Origin of the sequence: Arsenicitalea aurantiaca (genome assembly GCF_003994485.1) — a bacterium.
Taxonomy (GTDB): domain Bacteria; phylum Pseudomonadota; class Alphaproteobacteria; order Rhizobiales; family Devosiaceae; genus Arsenicitalea; species Arsenicitalea aurantiaca.
In genome coordinates, this window is the sequence record NZ_RZNJ01000007.1 from 91683 (window position 1) to 115120 (window position 23438).

At 65.6% G+C, this 23438-nt stretch carries 21 protein-coding genes; 8 read left to right on the forward strand and 13 right to left on the reverse strand.

Annotation, left to right across the window (positions count from 1 at the left end; translation table 11 throughout):
- Positions 1–3: 3 nt before the first annotated feature.
- Positions 4–1533, reverse strand: a complete 1530-nt coding sequence (locus EMQ25_RS16525; protein ID WP_127189713.1) for a cryptochrome/photolyase family protein — start codon at positions 1531–1533, stop codon at positions 4–6.
- A gap of 166 nt (positions 1534–1699) precedes the next feature.
- On the opposite strand from EMQ25_RS16525, the gene EMQ25_RS16530 reads away from it, so the two are divergent.
- The 7 genes from EMQ25_RS16530 (at position 1700) to EMQ25_RS16560 (ending at position 9228) form a co-directional block, all read left to right on the forward strand.
- Positions 1700–2728 carry a LacI family DNA-binding transcriptional regulator gene (locus tag EMQ25_RS16530; RefSeq protein ID WP_127189714.1) on the forward strand — a complete coding sequence of 343 codons (1029 nt, stop codon included), beginning with the start codon at positions 1700–1702 and terminating at the stop codon, positions 2726–2728.
- Positions 2725–4335: an FAD-dependent oxidoreductase gene (locus EMQ25_RS16535; RefSeq protein WP_192895687.1), complete on the forward strand. Its 1611-nt coding sequence runs from the start codon at positions 2725–2727 to the stop codon at positions 4333–4335. Before EMQ25_RS16530 ends, EMQ25_RS16535 begins: the two co-directional genes overlap by 4 nt.
- 23 nt (positions 4336–4358) lie before the next feature.
- Positions 4359–5627 (forward strand): ABC transporter substrate-binding protein, encoded by a 1269-nt coding sequence (locus EMQ25_RS16540; RefSeq protein WP_127189715.1) that lies wholly within the window; start codon positions 4359–4361, stop codon positions 5625–5627.
- An 87-nt stretch (positions 5628–5714) separates the two neighbouring features.
- Positions 5715–6626 (forward strand): carbohydrate ABC transporter permease, encoded by a 912-nt coding sequence (locus tag EMQ25_RS16545; RefSeq protein ID WP_127189769.1) that lies wholly within the window; start codon positions 5715–5717, stop codon positions 6624–6626.
- Positions 6616–7458 (forward strand): carbohydrate ABC transporter permease, encoded by an 843-nt coding sequence (locus tag EMQ25_RS16550; RefSeq protein WP_127189716.1) that lies wholly within the window; start codon positions 6616–6618, stop codon positions 7456–7458. The genes EMQ25_RS16545 and EMQ25_RS16550 overlap by 11 nt, the downstream gene beginning before the upstream one ends.
- 13 nt (positions 7459–7471) lie before the next feature.
- Positions 7472–8521, forward strand: a complete 1050-nt coding sequence (locus EMQ25_RS16555; protein ID WP_127189717.1) for an ABC transporter ATP-binding protein — start codon at positions 7472–7474, stop codon at positions 8519–8521.
- A gap of 11 nt (positions 8522–8532) precedes the next feature.
- The gene (locus tag EMQ25_RS16560) at positions 8533–9228 is read left to right on the forward strand and encodes a hypothetical protein (protein ID WP_127189718.1); all 696 of its coding nucleotides are present in this window, start codon (positions 8533–8535) and stop codon (positions 9226–9228) included.
- A 113-nt stretch (positions 9229–9341) separates the two neighbouring features.
- On the opposite strand, the gene cydB is transcribed toward EMQ25_RS16560, so the two are convergent.
- Both cydB and EMQ25_RS16570 read right to left on the reverse strand, forming a co-directional pair.
- Positions 9342–10346 carry a cytochrome d ubiquinol oxidase subunit II gene (gene cydB / locus EMQ25_RS16565; protein WP_127189719.1) on the reverse strand — a complete coding sequence of 335 codons (1005 nt, stop codon included), beginning with the start codon at positions 10344–10346 and terminating at the stop codon, positions 9342–9344.
- Positions 10336–11751, reverse strand: a complete 1416-nt coding sequence (locus EMQ25_RS16570; RefSeq protein ID WP_127189720.1) for a cytochrome ubiquinol oxidase subunit I — start codon at positions 11749–11751, stop codon at positions 10336–10338. Before EMQ25_RS16570 ends, cydB begins: the two co-directional genes overlap by 11 nt.
- A gap of 197 nt (positions 11752–11948) precedes the next feature.
- Between EMQ25_RS16570 and EMQ25_RS16575 the strand changes: the two genes are divergently transcribed.
- Positions 11949–14012, forward strand: a complete 2064-nt coding sequence (locus tag EMQ25_RS16575) for an ATP-dependent helicase (RefSeq protein ID WP_192895688.1) — start codon at positions 11949–11951, stop codon at positions 14010–14012.
- 271 nt (positions 14013–14283) lie between these two features.
- Here EMQ25_RS16575 and EMQ25_RS16580 read toward each other — a convergent pair whose 3' ends face one another.
- From EMQ25_RS16580 to EMQ25_RS16625, 10 genes are all read right to left on the reverse strand, one after another.
- Positions 14284–15024 (reverse strand): endonuclease/exonuclease/phosphatase family protein, encoded by a 741-nt coding sequence (locus EMQ25_RS16580; protein WP_127189721.1) that lies wholly within the window; start codon positions 15022–15024, stop codon positions 14284–14286.
- 64 nt (positions 15025–15088) lie between these two features.
- On the reverse strand, positions 15089–15841 hold the full coding sequence (locus tag EMQ25_RS16585; RefSeq protein ID WP_127189722.1) for an SDR family NAD(P)-dependent oxidoreductase: 753 nt from the start codon (positions 15839–15841) through the stop codon (positions 15089–15091).
- Positions 15842–15844: 3 nt separating this feature from the next.
- Positions 15845–16342: a 2,4'-dihydroxyacetophenone dioxygenase family protein gene (locus EMQ25_RS16590; protein ID WP_127189723.1), complete on the reverse strand. Its 498-nt coding sequence runs from the start codon at positions 16340–16342 to the stop codon at positions 15845–15847.
- Between the two features lie 62 nt (positions 16343–16404).
- On the reverse strand, positions 16405–17157 hold the full coding sequence (locus EMQ25_RS16595; protein WP_127189724.1) for an RraA family protein: 753 nt from the start codon (positions 17155–17157) through the stop codon (positions 16405–16407).
- A gap of 51 nt (positions 17158–17208) precedes the next feature.
- Complete coding sequence (locus tag EMQ25_RS16600) at positions 17209–18267, reverse strand: ABC transporter ATP-binding protein (protein ID WP_127189725.1); 1059 nt, start codon at positions 18265–18267, stop codon at positions 17209–17211.
- Between the two features lie 10 nt (positions 18268–18277).
- On the reverse strand, positions 18278–19093 hold the full coding sequence (locus EMQ25_RS16605; protein ID WP_127189726.1) for an aldo/keto reductase: 816 nt from the start codon (positions 19091–19093) through the stop codon (positions 18278–18280).
- A gap of 4 nt (positions 19094–19097) precedes the next feature.
- The gene (locus EMQ25_RS16610; protein ID WP_127189727.1) at positions 19098–19955 is read right to left on the reverse strand and encodes a carbohydrate ABC transporter permease; all 858 of its coding nucleotides are present in this window, start codon (positions 19953–19955) and stop codon (positions 19098–19100) included.
- On the reverse strand, positions 19952–20812 hold the full coding sequence (locus EMQ25_RS16615) for a carbohydrate ABC transporter permease (protein WP_127189728.1): 861 nt from the start codon (positions 20810–20812) through the stop codon (positions 19952–19954). The genes EMQ25_RS16610 and EMQ25_RS16615 overlap by 4 nt, the downstream gene beginning before the upstream one ends.
- Before the next feature lie 68 nt (positions 20813–20880).
- Entirely contained in the window at positions 20881–22101 is a 1221-nt protein-coding gene (locus EMQ25_RS16620; RefSeq protein WP_127189729.1) for an ABC transporter substrate-binding protein, read from the reverse strand.
- Positions 22102–22168: 67 nt separating this feature from the next.
- A complete protein-coding gene (locus tag EMQ25_RS16625) occupies positions 22169–23299 on the reverse strand; it encodes a mannonate dehydratase (protein WP_127189730.1) in 1131 nt (376 codons plus the stop codon).
- Positions 23300–23438 lie beyond the last annotated feature (139 nt).

Consider the following 23438-nt stretch of genomic DNA (forward strand, 5'->3'; position numbering starts at 1 on the left):
CTCTCAGCGCAGCGCGCCCAGAAAGCGCGCTGCGTCGCTCTCGATCTCGGCCTTGCGCTCGGCGCTCATGCGCTCGTAGTTCTTCAGCACCACGCCCATGCGGTGATTGCGGGCAAACCGCTCGCGATGCCGAGCGATGAAATCCCAATAGAGATAGTTGAACGGGCACGCATCGGGCCCCGCCTTGGCCTTCACGTCATAGCGGCAGCCCCGGCAATAGTCCGACATCCGGTCGATATAGGCCCCCGACGCCGCATAGGGCTTTGAGGCCAGATACCCGCCATCGGCATGGAGGATCATGCCGACCACATTGGGCATCTCCACCCATTCATAGGCGTCGTGATAGACGACGAGATACCATTCCTGCACCTGGCGCGGATCGAGCCCCGCGAGCAGCGCGAAATTGCCGATCACCATCAGCCGCTGGATATGGTGGGCATAGGCGTGGTCGCGCGTCTCCCCGATCGCCTGGGCAAGGCAGTTCATCTCGGTCTCGGCGCTCCAGAAGAACCAGGGCAGCTCCCGCCGGGCCTCGAGCGCATTCAGCTCGCCATAGCCGGGCATTTTGAGCCAGTAGACGCCGCGGACATATTCGCGCCAGCCGATGATCTGGCGGATGAAGCCCTCGACCGCATTGAGCGGCGCAGCGCCCGCGCGGAAAGCCGCCTCCGCGCGCCGACAGCAGTCAAGCGGGTCGAGCAGGCCCGCATTGATCAGCGCCGAGAGGTTTGAGTGAAAGAGCAGCGGCGCCCCCTGCCGCATCGCATCCTGATAATCCCCGTAAAGCGGCAGGGCATTCTCGATGAACCAGTCGAGCGCCCGCTCCGCATCCTCGGCCGTCACCGGATAGGCGAAGTCGGCAAGGCTGCCGAAATGCTCCCCGAACCGCGCCTCCACGAGCCTGAGCACATCCTCGCTCACCGCATCGGGCGCGAAGGCCGGCCGCGCGGGCAAATCCATGCGCGCCGGCAGGGGCTTGCGGTTCTCGGCGTCGAAATTCCAGGCGCCGCCAACGGGCTTGTCGCCCTCCATCAGAAGGCCGGTCCGCCGCCGCATCTCCCGGTAGAAATACTCCATGGTGAGCCCGCTCTTCTGCCGCTCCGCCCAGCGCGCGAAGATGTCGGGCGGGCAGATGAAGCGGCTGTCCTCGCGGATCAGCACCGGGACGGGCATGGTCTCTGCCCAGTCCCGCATCATCGCGAGCACGCGATATTCGCCGGGCTCGGTGACGATCACCTGTTCGGGCTGGTGCCGGGCGATGGCGTCCGACAGCGCCGTCGTGAAATCCCTGGCTCCGTCTTCCTCGTCGAGCCGCCGGTAGTCGACCGTGACCCCCTCCGCCCTCAAAGCTTCCGCGAAATGCCGCATGGCCGAGAACAGGAAAGCGATCTTGCGCTTGTGATGGCGCACATAAAGGGCCTCCTCCATCACCTCGGCGATCAGCACCACGTCGGCGTCCTTGTCGAGCCCGTCGAGGCTCGAAATGCTGCGGGAAAGCTGGTCGCCGAGGATGAAACGAAGCGTGCGGGTCATGGCGCGATTAGCCGTCCTCGGCAGTGCGCCCGCAACCCCTTTTTCAACACCGTGAACACCTCCCCCTATCACCCCCTTGACAAGGGCAGGCGCCGATGATCGTAATATGCCCAGCTGCTAATACGTATTAACAAGCCGATCAACGGCGGGATGAGGGAGGTGAGCAGTGTCCAAACGTCTGACGCAACGCGACATCGCCCGCATTGCCGGGGTCAGCCAGGCGACCGTTTCGCTCGTCCTGAACGGCGCGCCGAGCGCGCGTGGCCGCATTCCCGAGGAGACCCGCGAGCGCGTCAACAAGGCCATCCGCGACACCGGCTATGTCGCCGACCCCGTTGCCCGCCGAATGGTTCGGGGCCGCAACAATATCCTCGGGGTCTTCACCTACGAACCCGCCTTTCCGAGCGCGCAGGCCGACTTCTTCACGCCCTTCCTCCTCGGCATCGAGGAGGAGGCCCAGCGGCTCGGCTATGACCTGCTGCTGCTCACGGCCGGTTCGGGCGGCCCCCACAAGAAGATCTTCCACGAGAGCAATCGCCTCCGGCTGGCGGACGGGTGCCTGGTGCTCGGTCGCGAATTCGATCGCGACGAGCTCGCCCGGCTGGTCGCCGGCGATTTCCCGTTCGTCGCCATCGGTCGTCGTGACGATGCCGGAGGGCCCGTTCCCTATGTCGGGGCCGACTACGTCGCGGCCACCGCCGCGCTCGTCGCCCTCGCCCGGGCACGCGGTCACGAGAGGCTCGGCTATGTCGGCCCGGGCTCCGGGCCAGAGGCCACCGCCGATCGCTGGCGCGGATTTTCCGGCGCACTCGATGGCGCGACCCTCGCCGCCCATGTGCCGGCCGATGCGCAGGATCCGGTCGAAACGCTCGACACCATCAACACCTCCGGGGCGACGGCCGTGTTCTTCACCGAGCTCGCCGATGCGGTGCTCGTCGAGCGCGCCGCCGAAGCGCGCGGGCTCTCTATCCCGCGCGATTTTTCCATCGTCGTGCTCGGCAGTCATCTGCGCCCTAGCCATACCGGCACGGTCTTCACCTCCTACGCGATCCCGCGCGAGGAGATGGGCCGGCGCGCCACTTCGATGCTGGCGGGCCTGCTCGAAGGCACGCCGGGCGAGCGGCAAGTGCTGCTCCAATGCGAACCCGTCGAGGGCCAGACCCTCGGCCACAACGAGAACAAGGACCGATCGTGAGAGAACTGGCAGCCGATATTCTGATCGTGGGCGGTGGACTGGGGGGCGTCGCGGCGGCCCTCGGGGCGTTGCGCAACGGGCACAGCGTCATCATGAGCGAGGAGTATGACTGGATCGGCGGGCAGCTGACCAGCCAGGCCGTGCCGCCCGACGAGCATTCCTGGGTCGAGCAGTTCGGCGTCACCCGCTCCTACCAGGCGCTGCGCCGGGGCGTCCGCCAGTATTATCGCGACCATTACCCGCTAACCGAGCGCTCGCGGAACTGGGGCGATCTCAATCCCGGCGCGGGCTGGGTCAGCCGGCTCTGCCACGAGCCGCGCGTTTCACTCGCGGTCATGCAGGCGATGCTGATGCCCTTTATCGGGGCGAAAAAGCTCACCCTCCTCCAGCCCTACAAGCCCGTGTCGGCCGAAACCGATGGCGACACCGTCCGCTCGGTCACGCTGCGCCATCGCGACAGCGGCGACAAGATCGTGGCGTCGGCGCCCTATGTGATCGATGCGACCGAACTCGGCGATCTGTTGCCGATGACCGGCACCGAATACGTCACCGGCTTCGAGAGCCAGGCTGAGACGGGCGAGCCGAGCGCGCCGTCCGAAGCCCAGCCCCACAACCAGCAGGCCGTCTCGATCTGCTTTGCGGTCGACCACGTCGATGGCAATCACGTCATCGACAAGCCTCGCAATTATGATTTCTGGAAGGCCTACCAGCCCGAATTCTGGGGCGGTCCGCTGATCGGGTTCAAGGCCCCCCACCCCCGCACGCTCGAAATCACCGAGCGCAGCTTCACGCCCAATCCGGACGACGATCCGCTGCTCGTCGATGCCGACCAGCGGCGCAATCCCGGCGACGGCAATCTCTGGACCTTCCGGCGCATCGCCGCGCGGCGCAATTTCGTCGAGGGTGCCTATGCGTCCGACATATGCCTCGTCAACTGGCCGATGATCGACTATTTCGAAGCCCCGATCATCGACATCCCCGAGGACGAGTACCAGCGGCACCTCTCGGCGGCCGCCGACCTCTCCTGCTCGGTCTTCTACTGGCTCCAGACCGAGGCGCCGCGCGTCGATGGCGGACAGGGTTTCCCGGGCCTCAGGCTGCGCGGTGACATCACCGGCACCGAGCACGGGCTCGCCATGGCCCCCTATATCCGCGAGAGCCGCCGCATCCGTGCCGTCACGACGGTCGTCGAGCAGGATCTGTCGCTCGAAGTGCGGGGCGAGGCGGGCGCCGTCAACTATCGCGACAGCGTCGGGGTCGGCATGTACCGGATCGACCTGCACCCCTCGACGGGCGGGGACAATTACATCGATGTGGGCTCCTGCCCCTTCGAGATCCCGCTCGGCGCGCTCCTGCCACGCCGGATGAAGAACCTCATCCCGGCCGGCAAGACCATCGGCACCACCCACATCACCAATGGCTGCTACCGGCTCCATCCGGTCGAATGGAACATCGGGGAAGTGGCCGGCCTGCTCGCCGCCCATTGCCTCGAGCACGGCACCACGCCCCATGCCGTGCAGGCCGACGACCGGCAGCTCGAGCAGTTCCAGACCAAGCTCTACACCGAAGGCGTCGAGACCCGTTGGCCCGACGTCCGCGGCTACTGACGATCAAAAAAAGGAGGACCACCATGAACCATCTTACCCGCCTCAAATCGGCGACGGCGCTTGCTGCGCTCATCGTCCCGCTGGCGTTCGCCGGCAATGCCTGGGCGCAGGACACAGTCAATCTGCGCATGACCATCTGGAGCGCCAACGAAGCGCATCTGGCGATGTTCAACGAGATCGCCGCCGCCTACCAGGCCGAGAACCCGAACGTCACCGTGACGTTCGATTCCCTGCCCTTCGACACCTACACGACGACGCTGACGACCCAGATCGCCGGCGGCAACCCGCCCGACCTCGCCTGGATCCTCGAGACGACGGCCGCGGACTTCGTCAATTCGGGCGCCCTCGCCCCGCTCCGCGAGAGCTTCGCGGCGGCAGAAGGCTATGAGCTCGACGACGTCACCGAACAGGCGACCGCCCTCTGGTCGTCCGATGGCGAACTCTACGCCTACCCGTTCTCGACCTCGCCTTTCGCGATCTTCGCCAATAACGACCTCATCACCGAGGCGGGGCAGCAGACCCCGGCGGAGCTCATCGCGGCGGGCGAATGGAACTGGGACAACGCCATCGCGATCGCTGCCGCAGTTGCCGATGCCGGCCATGACGGGCTCATCGTGCGCGATTTCAACTACCAGATCTGGCAGAACCTCGCCTCGATCTGGCGCGGCTGGGGCGCCTCGCCCTGGAGCGAGGACGGCGACACCTGCACCTTTGCCGACCAGCCCATGGTCGACGCGATGAGCTTCATCCACAACGCCATCTTCGAGACCGGTGCGATGCCTGGGCCGGGCGAGAGCGTCGATTTCTTCGCAGGCGACGCGGCGATGACCATCACGCAGATCTCGCGTGCCTCCCTGCTGCCGCAGGGCGATGACGCCTTCGACTGGGATCTCGTGCCCCTGCCCGCCGGACCTGCCGGCGAATATGCGGTGATCGGCCAGGCCGGCATCGGCGTCTTCGCCAATGGCGCCAATCCGGAAGTCGCCACCGACTTCCTCGCCTTCATGACCAATCCGGAAAACAGCCGCAAGCTCGCGCAGTTCTTCCCGCCGGCCAGGGCGAGCCTCCTCACCGCCGAGACGCTGGGGCTGACCAATCCGCTGCTCAGCCCCGAGCAGCTGGAGAGCGTCGTCATCGCCGGCATCACCAACGGCGTCGTGCTGCCCGGCCATGAAGGGTTCGCCCAGATCCAGCAGACCGTCCGCGCCGAACTCGACGCGCTCTGGACGCCCGATGCGGACGTCGAAGCGGTGCTCGCTTCGGTCTGCGACCGGATCGGCTCTCTCCTCTGAGGCCATCACCCAAGGCGCCGGGGCCCTGCCCCGGTGCCGACCCCCCACGCGATGGAGAATACCCCGGTGACTTCCTCCGCCACATCGATGGCAGTGCGCGAAAAGCGCAAGCGCCCGTTCTGGACGATGGAGCGGCGCGACGCGGCGGCGGGCTATCTGTTCATCGCCCCGCAGCTTGCCGGGATCACGCTCTTCGTCCTCATCCCGCTCGGGCTCGTCTTCTGGTATTCGCTGCACGAGTGGAACGTGCTGGCCTCGACCTTCCGCTTCATCGGCACCGAGAATTACGAGCGCCTGCTCACCGACCGCGATCTGCCCCGCGTGCTCGGCGCCACGGCGATCTTCTCGGCCGGCCTCGTCGTCCTCAACATGAGCCTCGCGCTCCTGCTCGCCGTGCTCCTCAACCAGAAGCTCGCCGGCATCACCATTTTCCGCACGCTCTTCTTCTCGCCGGTCGTCGTCTCGCTCGTCGCCTGGACGATCGTCTGGAGCTTCCTCCTCCAGAACAATGGCGGCATCAACGGCATGCTGGCCGCGATCGGCGTCGAGGGCCCCAACTGGCTGCGCAACCCGACCACCGCGATGATCTCGGTCATCGTTGTGCAGGTGTTCAAGAATGTCGGGCTCAACATGATCCTCTTCCTCGCCGCGCTCCAGGGCGTGCCGCGAGAGCTCTACGAAGCCGCCCGCGTCGATGGCGCGAGCCCCTTCAAGCAGTTCCGCCGCATCACCCTGCCGCTGATCAGCCCGACCGTGCTCCTCACCTCGATCATCACCATCGTGGGATCGCTGCAGGTCTTCGCCCAGATCGCCGTCCTCACCCAGGGCGGACCGGGCATCTCGACCACCGTGCTCGTCTATTACCTCTACCAGCAGGCGTTCCAGTTCCACCTCTTCGGCTACGGCTCGACGCTCTCGATCCTGCTCTTCGTGATCGTCGCCGTGTTGACCTTCGCCCAGTGGCAGATGCGCAGGAAGATCGTGTTCTATGAAAACTGAGCTCGCCCCGCGCACCAAGGTGCTTGTCTACGGGCTGATGTGCGTGCTGCTCATCCCGTTCGTCTTCCCGACCTGGTGGATGGTCACCTCGTCGGTCAAGCCGATCAGCCAGATCTTCGCCTTCCCGCCCGACATCATACCGCGCAGCTTCGATTTCACCACCTACGGGCGGGTGTTCGAGCTGCAGCCCTTCGCCCAGCAATACTGGAACTCGGCCTATATCGCCGCGCTCGTCACCATCGGCACCATGCTGTTCTCCTCCATGGCCGGCTACGCCTTCGCGCGCATCCGGTTTCCGGGCGCGAACCTCCTCTTCATGGTGGTCCTTCTCGGGCTCCTCATCCCGTCCGAAGTCACCATCGTGCCGCTCTTCCAGATGTTCCTCTCCTGGGGGATGATCAACACGCACTGGCCGCTGGTGCTGGTGCCGATCTTCGGGGCGCCGTCGGTGTTCGCCACGTTCGTCATGCGCCAGTTCTTCATCGCGCTGCCGGTGGAGCTCGAGGAAGCGGCGCGCGTCGATGGGCTGGGGCGGTTCAAGATCTTCTGGACCATCGCCCTCCCCCTCGCCCGCCCGGCGCTGGCCGCGGTCGCGATCTTCACGTTCCTCCATAGCTGGAACCTCTATCTCGAGCCGATCGTCTTCCTCTCCTCGCCCGACAGGTTCACCCTGCCCCAGGCGCTCACCCAGTTCACCGACGCCTATGGCGGCGCGCTCTGGAACGTGCAGCTGGCGGCCGCCTCGATGACGGCGCTGCCCGTCCTCATCGTCTTCATCATCGCCCAGAAGCAGTTCGTCGAAGGGCTCGCCCATACCGGCCTCAAGGGCTGAGAGGAATTCACCCATGGCCTCCGTCACACTCACCGATGTCCGCAAATCCTATGGCGCGACCGCCGTCATCCACGGCGTCGACGTCGATATCGCCGATGGCGAGTTCGTCGTCCTCGTCGGCCCCTCGGGGTGCGGCAAGTCCACGCTCCTGCGCATGGTCGCGGGGCTCGAAACCATCACCGATGGCGAGATCGCGATCGGGGACCGGGTCGTCAACGACCTCGAGCCCAAGGACCGCGACATCGCGATGGTCTTCCAGAACTATGCGCTCTACCCGCACATGACCGTCGCGACGAACATGGGGTTCTCGCTCGAACATCGCGGGACCTCCAAAGCCCAGATCGCCGAGCGTGTAAAATGGGCCGCCGACATTCTCGGGCTCGAGGCGCTGCTCGATCGCTATCCCCGCCAGCTCTCGGGCGGTCAGCGCCAGCGCGTCGCCATGGGTCGCGCGATCGTGCGCAACCCGCAGGTTTTCCTCTTCGACGAACCGCTCTCCAATCTCGATGCGAAACTGCGCGTCGTCATGCGCGGCGAGATCAAGGGGCTGCACCAGCGGCTCAGGACCACGACGATCTACGTCACGCACGACCAGGTCGAAGCCATGACGATGGCCGACAAGATCGTCGTGCTCAATGCCGGGCGCGTCGAGCAGGTCGGCGCCCCGCTCGATCTCTATGACCGGCCGGCCAACCAGTTCGTCGCCGGCTTCATCGGCTCGCCGGCGATGAATTTCATCGGCGGGCGGATCACGCCTGGCGGTTTCGTGGCGGCCGGCGTCACCCTGCCCCTGCCCGCCGGGCTTCCTGCCGGGGAACGCAGCGCGGTCTACGGCGCGCGACCCGAAGCTTTCGCGCTCGCGCCCGACGGCCTCCCCGCGACTGTCACCCTCGTCGAGCCGATGGGCCCAGAGACCCAGGTCACCCTCATGCTCGGCGAACACCAGATCATCGCGGTCTTCCGCGAGCGGGTGAAGGCCCGGCCCGGCGACACGCTCCACATCCGGCCCGATCTCGAGGCCATCCACCTCTTCGACGCCGAGACCGGCGCGCGTCTCAACTGAGCGAGTTTGCCATGCCCGATTACCCCGATACGCCCCTTTATCGCGCCATCACCGGCGGCAGGTTTCCCGTCATCGTCTCGCTCGCGCGCCACGACATGGCGCTCGCCCGCGCGGCAAAGGACGCCGGCGTCGATGCGCTCAAGATCCATCTCAACGCCTACCACCGTGCCGGCAAGGTCAGTTTCGGCTCCTTTACCGAGGAGCGGCCGTTCCTCGAAGAGCTCGCGACGCTCGGCCTGCCCCTCCTCGTCATGGCCGGGCAGGAAACCCTGCCGAGCCCGGAAGAACTCGAGGCGCTCGCGGATCTCGGCTTTGAAGGTTTCAACGTCTATTTCGCGCACATGCAGCCCCACATGCTGCAAAGCCGCCTGCGCCCCATGCCGGCCCTCGCCGATTCCAGCACCGACGCGGACCTCGAAACCATCGCCGCCATTCCGGGCGCCATGGTCGAAGCCTCGATCACGCGCTTTGCCGATTATGGCAAGCCTCTGACCGACGAAGACGTCGCCGCCTATCGGAGCGTCGTCGAGAGGGCCGGCATTCCCGTCATCGCGCCCAGCCAGAAGAAATTCGTGCCCGCCGACATGGCGCGGCTCAAGGGCGCAGGCGTTGCCGCAGCACTTCTGGGGGTGATCGTCACCGGCGACACGCCCTCGAGCCTCGCCAGCGCCGTCCCCCCCATAGTCGCGGCGGCCCGGGCTGCCTGATCAGGCCCCGAGCGCCAGCTTGATCGCGAGCCCCACGAGCGTGATCGTCGCCACCCCGGCGATCCAGAGCCCGACGAACCACAAAAGCTGCGAACCCCTGCTGCCGGTGGCCATCAGTGATACCCCTCCTCGGGGTCGATCTTGCCGCGGAACACCCAATAGGCGTAACCGGTGTAGGCGAGGATGACGGGGATCAGCACCACCGCGCCCACCAGCAGGAACGCCATCGAGGATTCCGGCGCCGCGGCCTCAGCAATGGTGAGCGATCCGGGCACGATATAGGGGTAAAAGCTCACCCCGAGCCCCACGAAGCTCAGGATGAAGAGGCCGAGCGCCGCAAGGAAGGGCTGGAGGTGCTTGTCCCGCGTCAGACCGTGCCAGAGCCCGAAAGCGCACACGGCCAGCATTGCCGGCACCAGCGCCGAGAAGAACGCCTGGGGGAAGGCGAACCAGCGCTCGAAATAGAGCGTGTTGATGAAGGGCGTCCAGAGGCTGACCACGCCGATCAGCCCGAGCGTCCCCACCCCGGTCGCCATGGCGATGCGCCGGGCATGGGCCTGCAGTTCGCCTGTTGTTTTGAGGTTGAGCCAGCACGCGCCGAGCAGCGCATAGCCGACGACGACGGCGAGACCCGTCAGCAGGCTGAACGGGGTCAGCCAGTCCCACCAGTCCCCGGCATAGGCACGGTTCTCGATCCGAATGCCCTGCACGAGCGCCCCGAGCGCGATGCCCTGCATGAAGGCGGCAATCATCGAGCCGATGGTGAAGCCCCAGTCCCAGACTGTCCGCCAGCGATTGGTACGCCAGCGGAATTCGAACGCCACCCCGCGGAAAACGAGCCCGAGCAGCATCAGGATGATGGGCATGTAGAGCGCGGGAAGCACCGTGGCGTAGACCAGCGGGAAGACCGCCATCAGCCCCCCGCCCCCCAGCACCAGCCAGGTCTCGTTGCCGTCCCAGACCGGGGCGACCGAATTGGTCATCACGTCCCGGTCATGGGCCTCCGGAAAGAAGGGAAAGAGGATCCCGACGCCCAGATCGAACCCGTCGAGCACCACATAGGCCAGCACCGCAAAAGCGATGAGGCCGGCCCAGATGAACGCGAGATCAAGCTCCATGGCCGCTCTCCAGAGGCGTGTCCTGATGGGGTCCCGGGGTGATGCCGGCAGTACGGGTCGGGCCCTTGTCCAGTTCGTGGTCGTCCGCATCGGGCGGCCGGCGCATCAGGCGGAAGAGGTAGAACGTGCCGGCCCCGAAGACGATGAAGTAGACGATGATGAAGGCGATGAGCGAGGTGCCGACCGCCGGCGCATCGACCGGCGAAAGGCTTTCCGAGGTCCGCATGTAGCCATAGACGGTGAAGGGTTGCCGCCCGATTTCGGTCGTGAACCAGCCTGCGAGCACGGCGAGGAACCCCGACGGGCCCATCAGCAGCACGGCCCGGTGCAGCAGGCGATCCTCGAAGAGCTTGCCCCGCCAGCGCCGCCAGAGCGACCAGAGCCCCACCCCGAGCATGGCGAACCCGATCGCCACCATGATGCGGAAGGTCCAGAAGATGATGGCGGCGGGCGGGCGCTCGTCCTCGGGGAAGGCATCGAGCCCGAGCACTTCGCCATCGAGCGAATGGGTAAGGATCAGAGAGCCCAGCCGGGGAATCTCGATCGTGTTGCGGATCTCCTGGTTCTCGTCGTCGGGAATGCCGAACAGGATGAGCGGCGCGCCGCCCTCATGGGTCTTATAATGCCCCTCCATCGCCGCGACCTTGGCGGGCTGGTATTCGAGCGTGTTGAGCCCGTGCAGATCTCCGGCGACGATCTGCAGCGGGGTGACGATCACCGCCATCCACATCGCCATCGAGAACATGATCCGCGCCTGGCGGTTGGTCCTGTCGCGCAGCAGGTGGTAGGCGCCCGTCGCCCCGACCATGAAGGCGGTGGTGAGATAGGCCGCCAGCACCATATGCGTCAGCCGGTAGGGGAAAGACGGGTTGAAGATGATCGCCCACCAGTCCTCGGGCACGAACTGGCCGTTCTCGGCGATCGAGAAGCCCTGCGGGGTGTGCATCCAGGAATTGGCCGAGAGGATCCAGGTCGCCGAGATCAGCGTACCGATCGCGACCATCAGCGTCGCGACGAAATGGAGCCGCGGCCCCACGCGGTTGAGCCCGAACAGCATGATGCCGAGGAAGCCCGCCTCGAGGAAGAATGCCGTCAGCACCTCATAGCCCATCAGCGGTCCGATCACCGGCCCAGCCCGGTCGGAGAAAACCGCCCAGTTGGTGCCGAACTGGTAGCTCATCACGATGCCCGAAACGACGCCCATGCCGAAGGTCACGGCAAAGGGCACCTTCCAGAAATTGAAAAGCCTCAGGTAGATCGGGTCCTTCTTCCAGAGCCAGAGCCCTTCGAGCATGGCCAGATAGCTCGCCAGCCCGATCGAGAACGCCGGGAAAATGATGTGGAAGGAGACTGTGAAGGCGAACTGGAAACGCGCCAGAAGCTCGGCGCTGAACCCCATGAACATGGCGGCACCCCGCGTTTGGCGGGTCGGCTGACGCCGGGGACCGACGTTCCGGCCCGCTGTGCACATAGAATGGGCAGACCAGGCGCTCTCCTGCAAGGGCGCAGACTGTCCTGCGCCCGCATGCCGCAAGCGCATGCCGGTTGCGAACAAAACGCGAAACATGTTCTGCTCGGATCAAACCCCCGCAGAGATTCGCCTTGCTCGCCACGCCCGACTATCTCGACGCCCTCAATGCCGGCCAGCGCGACGCGGTCGAGCATGGCGTCGGCAGCCCGTGCGGGCCGCTGCTGGTCATCGCCGGTGCCGGGTCGGGCAAGACCAATACGCTGGCGCACCGGGTCGCCCATCTCGTCGTCAACGGCGCGGCGCCGCAGCGCATCCTGCTTCTCACCTTCTCGCGCCGCGCGGCGCAGGAACTCACCCGTCGGGTCGAGCGCATCTGCGGCCGCGTCCTGGGCACGGGCGAAGCGGCAATGGCCGGGGCGCTCGACTGGTCGGGCACCTTCCACGGCGTCGGCGCCCGGCTCCTGCGCGAGCATGCTCCGCTCATCGGGCTCGATCCGGCCTTCACCATTCACGACCGGGAGGATTCGGCGGACCTCATGAACCTCGTCCGCCACGAGCTCGGCTTTTCGGCCGCGAAGTCCCGCTTCCCCACCAAGGGCACCTGCCTTTCGATCTACTCGCGGGTCGTCAACGCCGAGACCGATTTGGCCGAAGTGCTGAAAGTCAATTTCCCATGGTGCGCCATGTGGGAGGCCGAGCTGCGCACCCTCTTTGCCGAATACGTTGCGGCCAAGCAGCGCCAGAACGTCCTCGATTATGACGACCTGCTCCTCTACTGGGCCGCGATGATGTCGGCCCCGCAGATCGCGGCCGGGCTCGCCGAGCGGTTCGATCACGTCCTCGTCGATGAGTACCAGGATACCAACCGGCTGCAGGCATCGATCCTCCTCGCCCTCAAGCCTCTGGGCAGCGGATTGACGGTGGTCGGGGACGATGCGCAGTCGATCTATTCGTTCCGCGCTGCAACTGTGCGCAACATTCTGCAATTTCCGCAAAATTTTACGCCTCAGGCGCGCATCGTCACGCTCGATCGGAACTATCGATCGACCCAGCCGATCCTCGCTGCGGCCAATGCCGTGATCGGAGAAGCCCGGGAACGCTTCACCAAAAACCTCTGGAGCGAGCGCGAAAACGGACCGCGTCCCGCATTGGTCACGGTCCGCGACGAGGCCGATCAGGCGCGCTATGTCGTTGAACGTGTTCTGGAATCCCGCGAGGCCGGGACCGTGCTCAAGTCACAGGCCGTGCTCTTTCGCACCTCGAGCCATTCGGGCCCGCTCGAGATCGAGCTCACGCGCCGCAACATTCCCTTCGTCAAGTTCGGCGGCCTCAAATTCCTCGACGCCGCCCACATCAAGGACCTGCTGGCGCTCCTGCGCTGGGTCGAAAACCCCCGCGATCGAGTCGCCGGGTTCCGAATTCTCCAATTGCTGCCGGGGGTTGGCCCGGCCTCTGCCGGTCGGATGCTCGACGCGATGGCAGGCGCAGCGGACCCGCTCCTCGAGCTCGTCGAGGCCCCGCCCCCGCCCCGGGCCGGCGAAGGCTGGCCCGCTCTCACCGCGCTGGTCGGCACGCTGCGGGGCCGCCCGGGCTGGCCGCTCGAGCTCGATCACGCGCGCGCCTGGTACATCCCGCTGATGGACGGCCTCTATGAAGACGCCGCCATGCGGGAGGCCGATCTCCTCCAATTGTGCCAGATCGCCTCGGGCTATCCCTCGCGGGAGAAGTTCCTCACCGATCTCACCCTCGATCCGCCGGATGCGACGAGCGACCAGTCCGGCGTTCCGCTGCTCGACGAAGACTATCTCATCTTGTCGACCATCCATTCGGCCAAGGGCCAGGAATGGAAATCGGTCCATGTTCTCAACGTGGTAGATGGGTGCATGCCGTCAGATCTCGGAACGGGGACCAGCGAGGAGATCGAGGAGGAACGCCGCCTCCTCTACGTCGCGATGACGCGCGCCAAGGACGAGCTCCACCTTATCACCCCGCAGCGCTTCTTCGTGCATCAGCAAAGCGCCTATGGCGACCGGCACGTCTACGCCCAGCGCAGCCGCTTCATCTCGCGCTCCATGCTCGCGCTTTTCGAGGACATGCTCTGGCCACCGGTAAAGCCCGCCGCCATTGAAGGGCTGGCACCGGGCCCCGTGCGGATCGATCTAGGCGCGCAGATGCGGGGCATGTGGGCGAAATAGCGCTTGCGCTGGCCCCCTCGTCCCTTCCTTCTCCCCTACGTGGGAGAAGGTGGATCGCGCAAAGCGCGAGACGGATGAGGGGCCGCGAGCTCGCGGTTTGGCGATGGGCTGGCAGGCCCCCCACCTAACCTCCCCCTTGTAGGGGGAGGAACGGATCGGGGTACGGTGGGGCCGGCGACAAGCACCGGCCGGCTCCTCCCCCTTTCAGGGGGAGGTTGGGTGGGGGTCGGTGAATGCGCCGACAGCTCGGCTTCCCTCATGCGCCCCGACGTCAATGTCCACGCGCGATTTCCTCGCGCAGGCGGGCAGCGGCCGGTCCTTCATGGTGGAGCCGCGCCCAGACCGGCAGATGGTCGGAAGCCTGCCGCGCGAGCGGGGACGTGTGGACACCCGCTTCGGGCACGGCGAGGTCGATCGAGGTGATGATCCGATCGAAGGTCAGGAATGGCCGCGTCGCATGGAAGCTCGGGCCCGGCGCCACGACGTGATGATCCCGCGAGAAATGCGCCAGACACCCGCCCTCGGTGGTCCACTCGTTGAGGTCGCCCATCATCACGGTCGGCAGGGTCTCCTCGAGCGCCTCGAGCTGGTCGAGCACCGCCTGCGCCTGGCGCTTGCGCCATAGCCCGATCAGGCCCAGATGCATGCCGATGACGCGCAGCCGAAAGCCGGAGATCGAGAGGTCGGCGAGCACCGCGCCGCGGGGCTCGAATGCGGGCAGCACGAGCCGCCGGCTGTCGATCACCTCGATTCCCTTGCGCACGAGGATGACGTTGCCATGCCAGCCGAGGCTCTGGTCGCGCAGGCTGAACCGCACGGGGGTGTAGTCGGTTTCCGCCTCGATGAGGTCGGTTTCGAGCGAAGTCGCCCGGCTGCCGAAGCGGCGATCCACCTCCTGCAACGCAACGATATCAGCGCCCACTTCGGAGATCACCGACAGGATGCGTTCGGGTCGCCGCTTCCAGTCGGTGCCGACACTCTTGCGGATGTTATAGGAGGCTACGGAGATCATGCACTGCCCGTCGGTGTGGAGCGCAAACGCGCCGGAGTTCGGGCCGTTCCCTTAGCCGCTTCGCTCAGGTGATGGAATAGCCGCCATCCACGACCAGAACCGTGCCGGTGACGAAGGCCGCGACGGGCGAACAGAGATAGAGCGCCGCGCCCGCAAGGTCCTCCGGCGTGCCCCAGCGCCCGAGCGCGGTGCGCCCCAGGATCACCCGAGAGCGGTCCTCGTCCTCCCGAAGCGCCGCGGTGAGCGGGGTCGCAATCCATCCCGGGGCAATGGCATTCACCCGGATGCCCTCGGCGGCGTAGGCGATCGCGAGCGATTTGGTCAGCTGGGAAATCCCGCCCTTGCTCGCCGAATAGCCCGGCACCAGCCCGCCACCGAAGATCGAGAGCATCGAGGCCAGGTTGACGATGGCACCGTTTTGGGACTTGCCCAGAAGCGGGCGCGCCGCCGCGCAGATGCGCATCGTGCCATTGAGGTTGATGTCCACGACCTGGTCGAAGACGTCCGGCTCGAGCTCGGCGCCCCGCCGGATGATCCCGGCGCAATTGACCACATGGTCGAGCGTGTCGAACGTGCCCAGCAGCGCCTTGACCGCCTCCCCGTCCCGAACATCGAGCGTCTCGAGGCGCTGCCCGCGCAGCGGCGAATCCGGCGCGATCGCGTCGATTTCCGCGGCGTTCACCCCGGTTGCGACCACGTTTGCGCCGGCAAGCGCAAAAGCCGTCGCGATCCCCAGCCCGATGCCGGAGGTACCCCCGGTCACGAGGACCGTCCGGCCGCGGTACCAGTCCGCGGCCCAGCGATAATCGGTGCTCATCGGCTAGCGCACGAACTGGTCGACATAGTCGGCGCCGAGCCCGACCTTGTCGTAATGGGCGCGGCACATGTCGATCTTGGTGAATACGTCCTCATAGCCGATCTGGCGGTTATCGGCGTCGAGATAGACCATGGACCCGGTGATGTTGAAGAAGGTGATCATCTCCGCGCAGTCCTCCGGCACCATCAGGGTGTGGATCTCTCCGGGAGGCTCGAAGACATAGGAGCCGGTGTCGGCCACCCAGTCATGCTCGAGATAATACCATTTTCCTGCAATGACATAGCCATGGACCGGGTTGGGGTGCAGGTGCCGCGAAAGGACGCCCGACCGACGGACGCGCAACAGATTGCACCACTGCCCGACCATGGTGTTGAGCATGAGCGGGCGAAACCAGACATTGTCCGCCTGCGGCACCCAGACGCGCTCATCCTCGGGCATGGCCTTGACGGCAATTTCGGCGGGCGCAAGCGGATGGGCGGAACCGTTGAGGGTCTTGTACATAGAGTTTCCTTCCTCCGGACTGGCCGGACTATCCCCGATTCCGCTCTGGCCGTCACCCCGCGTCAGGGGCGACCCATTGCCTCTTCCTGCGCCTTGCGCCAGGCGAGGTATTCTTCCTGCACTTCCTCGGTGAGAGGATAATATTTGCGCAGATCCCCGCCCTCGGAGAGGCGGATCCGCGCGAATTCTTCCCACTCGACGTGCTCGCTCGCCCGTTCGAGCAGGGCCGGTGCCATGGCGACGGGCACGACCACCACGCCGTCATCATCGGCGATGATGATGTCGCCGGGCATGACCAGCGCATCGCCGCAGGCGATCGGGCAGTTGACGCCAAAGGGGATGATGTTGGTCTGGGCATGGAAATTGGGCGTCACCCCCTTCACCCAGATCGGCAGGTCGAGCTCGCGCGCCTTGGCGCTGTCACGAATGCAGCCGTCGATGACGACGCCCGCGCCACCCTTGCCCTTGAAGTAGGTCAGCATCATCTCCCCGAAAATGCCGCTGTCCATGTCGCCGCGCGCATCCACGACCACCATGTCGCCCGGCTCGGTGTGGTAGAGCACGTGCCGGTGGAGCTGGAGCTCGGGCTCCTCATACTCGTTGGCCCCGAAGATGTCTTCGCGCTTGGGCATGAACTGGAGCGTCAGCGCGGGACCGGCGACGCATTTGCCGGTGGTGAAGGCGCGCGGCCCGCGGATCTGGGCGTTGCGAATGCCCATGAGGCTGAGTTCGCCCGTGGCGGTGGCGGTGCCGACCTGGGCCAGGGCCTCGACAAGCGCCCGGTCCGGCCGGGTGATGCCTGGCGTGTGGGTCATCGATAGTCTCCGAAATAGGGTTGTGGCCGGGCCCGTGCCCGGCCGGGACGTTCAGGCGACGAGCCGCTTGCCGGTGGCTGCATCGAAGAGGTGGACCGCGTTGAGATCGAGGCTCACCCTGAGATCGGCACCCGGAGCGGTGGACAGACGCTCGCGGAAGACTCCGACGATGTCCTGCCCTGCCAGCTGAGCGGAGACCTGGGTCTCTGAGCCGGTGGGCTCGATGGTCACGACCTTGGCGGCGATGCCCTCGGGATCGAGCCGGAAATGCTCGGGCCTGATGCCGAGCGTCACCCGCGCGCCTTCGGCAGCGGGCGGCAGCGGATTGAGCGGGATCCGCGTGCCGTCGTCGGCGACGAAGGCCCCCTGGTCGATCCGGCCGGGCAGGAAGTTCATTGCCGGCGAGCCGATGAAGCCTGCGACGAACATGTTCTCGGGCCGGTCGTAGAGTTCGAGCGGCGTTCCGATCTGCTCGACGATGCCGTCATGCATCACGACGATCTTGTCGGCCATGGTCATGGCCTCGATCTGGTCATGGGTGACGTAGACGGTTGTGGTCTTCAGCCGCTGGTGCAACGCCTTGATTTCCGAGCGCATCTGCACGCGCAGCTTGGCATCGAGGTTGGAGAGCGGCTCGTCGAAGAGGAACACCTGCGGATCGCGCACGATGGCGCGACCCATGGCGACGCGCTGGCGCTGCCCGCCCGAAAGATTGCGCGGATAGCGCTGGAGATAGGGCTCGAGCCCGAGGATCTGCGCGGCGGCGGTGACCCGCTTGCGCGTCTCTTCCTTGGAGACCTTCCCGAGCTTGAGCGAAAAGCCCATGTTCTGCTCGACCGTCATGTGCGGGTAGAGCGCATAGCTCTGGAACACCATGGCGATATCGCGTTCCTTGGGGTGGAGATTGTTGACCACCCTGCCCCCGATATCGATCTCCCCGCCGCTGATCGCCTCGAGCCCGGCGATCATCCGCAGCAGCGTCGACTTCCCGCAGCCCGAGGGCCCGACGAGAATGACGAACTCCCCATCGGCGATATCGATGGAGACGCCGTGGATGACGGCGACGCTGCCATAGTTCTTGCGCACATCCCTGATGGTGACGGCACCCATTGGCTTGCTCCTAGTCGTCCCACTTGGGAGATTTTTCGGGATTGATCATGCGTTCGCCGCGGTCGAGCGCCCGGATCGCGTCCGTCTCGTCGGCGCTGAGCGTTACGTTGCGCGCGGCGAAATTGTCGTGAAGCCGCTCGGTATTGCCCGAGGCGGGAATGACGATGTGGCCCTCCCCCATGAGGAAGGCGAGTGAGATGGCCGCCGCCGTCACCCCATGGGTCGCAGCGATTTCACCCAGCACCGGGTCGGCGCTGACCTTGCCCTTGGCGAGCGGCATGTACGCAGTGAGCGTCAGCCCCTTGCTGCGAGCATGATCGCGCAGCCGCGGCGCCTGCAGATAGGGATGGATCTCGACCTGGTTCGTCTCGATCTCGCCCTTGCCGACGATGGGGTCGGCCCGCTCGAGATCAGCAATGGGATAGTTCGAAACGCCGATCCGCTTGGCCCAGCCGCGCGCCTTGGCTTCGGCGAGCCCGGTCATGTAGACCTCGAACGGCACCTGATCACGGGCCGACGGCCAGTGGATGAGCAGCAGGTCGACATGATCGAGCTGCAGGGTTTCGAGGCTCTTCTCGACGCTCGGGAGAAACTGGGTTGCCTCGAGGTTCGTGTCGGCAACCTTGGTCGTGACGAAAAGCTCGGACCGGCTGAGGCCGGAGCGCTTGACCGCCTCCCCGACATTCTCCTCGGTGCCATAGCTCTGGGCGGTGTCGAGATGGCGATAGCCGATCTCGATCGCCTTCAACAGCGCATCGAGACCTTCGGGACCGGTACGGCCATAGGTGCCGAGCCCGAGGCGGGGAATGGTGGTGGTCTGGGCCATCAAGTCAACCTTTCGTGGCGCCGGCGGTGAGGCCACCGACGAAGAGTTTCTGCATGGAAAAGAAGAGGATCGCGATCGGCACGGTCATCACGACCGACGCGGCCATGACCGCGCCCCAGTCGGTGTTGAACTCGGTCGAGAACTCGGCGAGCCCGATGGGCAGGGTTTTGACCGAAGAGTCCGTCGCAAAGCAGAGCGCGAAGATGAACTCGTTCCAGGTGGTGACGAAAGCATAGACCAGCACCGCGACGATGCCGGGCAGGGAAAGCGGCAGCGTGATGCGGAAGAGGACGCCGAGCCGGCTCGCCCCGTCGATGATCGCGGCCTCTTCCAGTTCGACCGGAATGGCCTTGAAATAGCTCGTCAGCATCCAGACCGAGAGCGGCAGGGTGATGATCATGTAGACGAGGATCAGCCCCCAGAAGGTGTTGACCAGCCCGAGCACGCGCAGGGTGATGAAGAGCGGCACGATGATCGCGGCAGTGGGCAGCAGCTGGCCGATCAGGACGAAGCTCTGCAGCCAGGATTTGCCGCGGAAGTTGAAGCGCGCAAAGCCGTAGGACGCAAAGATCGCCAGGATCAGGGCCAGCCCGGTCGACCCCACCGAGATGATCACCGAATTGAGGAAATAGCGCGGGATATTGCTCTCGAAGAGCACCGTCCGGTAATTCTCCCAGGTCGGGCTCGCCGGCCACCAGATGGGCGGAACGGTGTAGAGTTCCCCCAGCGTCTTGACCGATGAAAGCGCCATCCAGGCGAAGGGGAAGAGGCACACGAGCACCAGCACGATCGCGCCGACGATGATGAAGGGCATGCCGAGCCCGGTGCGGGTGGGCGTGTCGGTCGTGGTCAGGGAGCTCATTTTGCCTCCGCGGGCGAGGACGCCAGGTACCGGATGTAGATGAAGACGACCACGATGGTGACCGCAAAGAAGATGACGCTGAGCGCCGCCGCCTGATTGAACTGGAAGCTTTCGAAGGCGAGCCGGAAGATCTGGATCGGCGTGATCAGCGTCAGATTGGCCGGGCCGCCGCGGGTGATGGCGTAGATGATGGTGATGGAGTTCAGCCCCCAGATCACGAGCAGCAGGGTCACCGCAACGATCACCGGCCGGACCTGCGGCAGCATGATGTGCCAGACCTCGTGCCAGAAATTCGCGCCATCGACACGCGCGGCCTCGTAGAGGTCATTGGGGATCGATTGAAGGCCCGCGAGCACCATGATGGCGACGAAGGGGAAGAGCTTCCACACATTGATCGCGATCATGACCGGGAGCACGGTATCGCGATTGGAGAGCCAGCCGATCGGCGCCTCGATGAGGCCGGGCGCCGTCATCATGTAGTTGATGATGCCGAATTCGGTGTGGAACATCCACGCCCAGGTGGTGGCGGCGACGATGCCGGGAATGACCCAGGGGATGAGCGTGACCGAGCGCACGATGCCGCGGCCCGGGAAATTCTGGTTGAGCAGCACCGCCGTGGCGACGCCGAGGATCACCTGGAACACGATTGATCCGCCGACCCACCAGAGCGTGTTCCAGAACGCCTGCGGGGTGGCGCGCGCGCCGAGCACGGCGGCGAAATTATTGGTGCCGACGAAGGCGCCCTGCTGGTCGGTAACGCTCAGCAGGCCGGTATAGAAAACCGGATAGGCGATCAGCATGGCCAGGACGACCAGCGCGGGCAGGACGAACAACAGGCCTGTCGATTGGCGGACCATGGATGGCCTCCGGGGCGGGCGAATGGGAAAGACCCGGGGCCGAAGCCCCGGGCAAGTTCGGGAGGAGACTAGCTGTCGAGCAGTGCCTGGATCTCGTCGGCTGCATCGTCCATTGCCGCCTGCACGTCTTCGCCGAGCAGGATGCGCTGGATGCCGTCGAAATAGGCCTGCGTGATCTGCACCCAGTTGGGATGGATCGGCACCGGCCGGCCATAGGGCAGCATTTCCTTGAAGACCTGCAGGATCGGATCGTCGAACCGAGGCAGGTCCATGGCCGAGGTGCGGGCCGGGAAGGTGTCCGTGAACATGCCCATGTTCTCGGGCTGCTGGAGGAATTCGAGGAACACCTTGGCTTCGTCGGGGTTGCGCGCATCACGCGGAACCACGAAGCTCCAGCCGCCCAGGATCGCGGCCGTCTCGGCCCCTTCGGGGTGCGGGATGGTCATAACGCCGATGTCGATATTGGCATTCTCGGCGGCAATCGAGGGCACGTCGAACTGGCCCGACTGGTACATCGAGACGGTCTCGGCGATGAACAGGCGCCGGTTGGCGGTGCCGTCGTTCTCGAGGGTCGAGGCCGGCGAGAGGCCGTTGGTGAAGAAGTCGGTATAGAACTTCACCGCCTCGACGGCCTCGGGCTCGTTCACGGTCGCGCGCGTCAGGTCGTCCGAGACGATCGAGCCGCCATTCATCCAGATGAAGGGCAGCGAGCGGAAGATGGTGTTGCCCACTTCCCCGCCACCGGTGATGGCAAAGCCCGAACGGCCATTGCCGGTCAGCGCGGTCGCGGTTTCCACCAACTCGTCCCAGGTCTCGGGGACTGCGTCGGGATCAAGGCCGGCATCTTCGAAATGCCCGCGATTGTAGATGATGGCATGGGTCTCGATGCGATAGGGCACGCCCCAGACCTGATCGTTCCAGCTCACATAGTCGAGCGCTGCGGGCACGTAGTCATCGCGCCCCTCCTCGACCACGTCGTCGAGCGGGATGACGAGATTGTTCTGTGCGTAGCCGTTCACCCAGCCATGCTGCACGTCGATGATGTCGGGCGCTGCGCCGGACTGCAGCGCGGTCAGGATGCGCTGCGGCAGCCCGTCGGTTACCGTGATTTCGAGCCGCACGGTGATGTCTGGGTTGGCTTCCTGGAACTGGGCGACCAGTTCGCGGGCCCGGGCTTCGTTGAAGTTCGGGGTCCACCACACCACTTCGCCTGCCGAGGCGAAGGTGGTGCCGAACGATAGGCTGGCGGCGAGCGCCGCGAGCACGGAAGTCGTCCTCAAGATCTTCATTTCAGTCCTCCCTTGGTGCGATCGAAATCGCGATTGCGCCGGCGCGGCCTCGACCATCGCCGGAAACTCACTGCATGCCGGCCCTCTGCGGCGCCTGGCGATCGCGCGCCGCCGACCAGGACGGGCCAAGACTGTCCGCGTTCAGGATCAGCGCGCGCATGTAACCGATCGTGTAGGCATTGCCCGCATGCCAGGGTGATGGCGAGGCGAGGTCCGGCACGTGATCGGGCACGAGCACGCCCTCGAACTTCTCGTCGCGCAGGATGCGCACGATCTCGGCCATGTCGACGTCGCCGTCATCGACGAACGTCTCGATGTAGTCGGGCACCTTGCCCCGCACGTTGCGGAAATGGACGTAGGCGAGCGCCCCCTGTCGGGCGAAATGGCGCGTCGCCTCGTAGACGTCGCCGGACTGCATCTCCTGGATCGAACCGACGCAGAATTCGAGCGCATTGGCCGGGCTCGGCGCGAGCGAGAGGAGACGATCATATTTGTCGGGGCTGTTGACCAGCCGGGCCGCGCCCCGCAGGCGCTCGACCGGGGGATCGTCGGGATGGGCGGCAAGACGCACGCCCGCCTCCTCGGCCACCGGCACGAGTTCGGCGAGAAAGCGCTCCAGCCGGTCCCAGATTTCTTCGTCCGACACGCTGACCGCCGGCGCGCCCGGCCGCTCGGGCCGATAGCGCATGTTCCATACCATGCCGTCCGGGATCGGCCGGTCGTGCTCGATCTCGTCCATGCGGAACTGCACGGTGACCGCCCCTGCCCGTCCGCGGGGCACGCGCTGCCAGCCCCAGACGCCCGCGATCGAGAAATTGTAGCCGATGACGGGGATCCCGGCCCGCCCCGCATCGCGGACCAAAGTCTTCAGGCCCTCCATCTGGGCGTCCCGATCGGGACCGTCGAGCAGGATGTCGGACCAGAATTTGGGCGAGAGGTTCTCGAGTGCCGCGACGCGGATGCCGTGGCGGGCGAGCATGTCGACCGCACCCTTCATGCGCTCATAGCTCCAAAGAGCTTCGTCGGACACGTCGCCCAGGATCGGCCCGACCTCGCCGCGCTCGGTATAGGCGGAGGGGTCGGCGGCGTTCGAATAATTGACGAGGTGGATGACGACGTCGGTAACGCCGAGCTGCGCTGCAAAGCGCGCGGCGTCCTCGTTCAGCCTGTCACCAGCAAGGGTGAGACCAACCCTCATCCATTCCTCCCGAGATGATCATGGCTCTCTGGCCTGTTCATATTTGAACTTGATCAATTCATTTTATGACAATGGGACAAGACGGCCATCCTGTCAATCGGTCGTCGCCAAGGGAGGGCGGCAGCCATGCCGCCGCCCC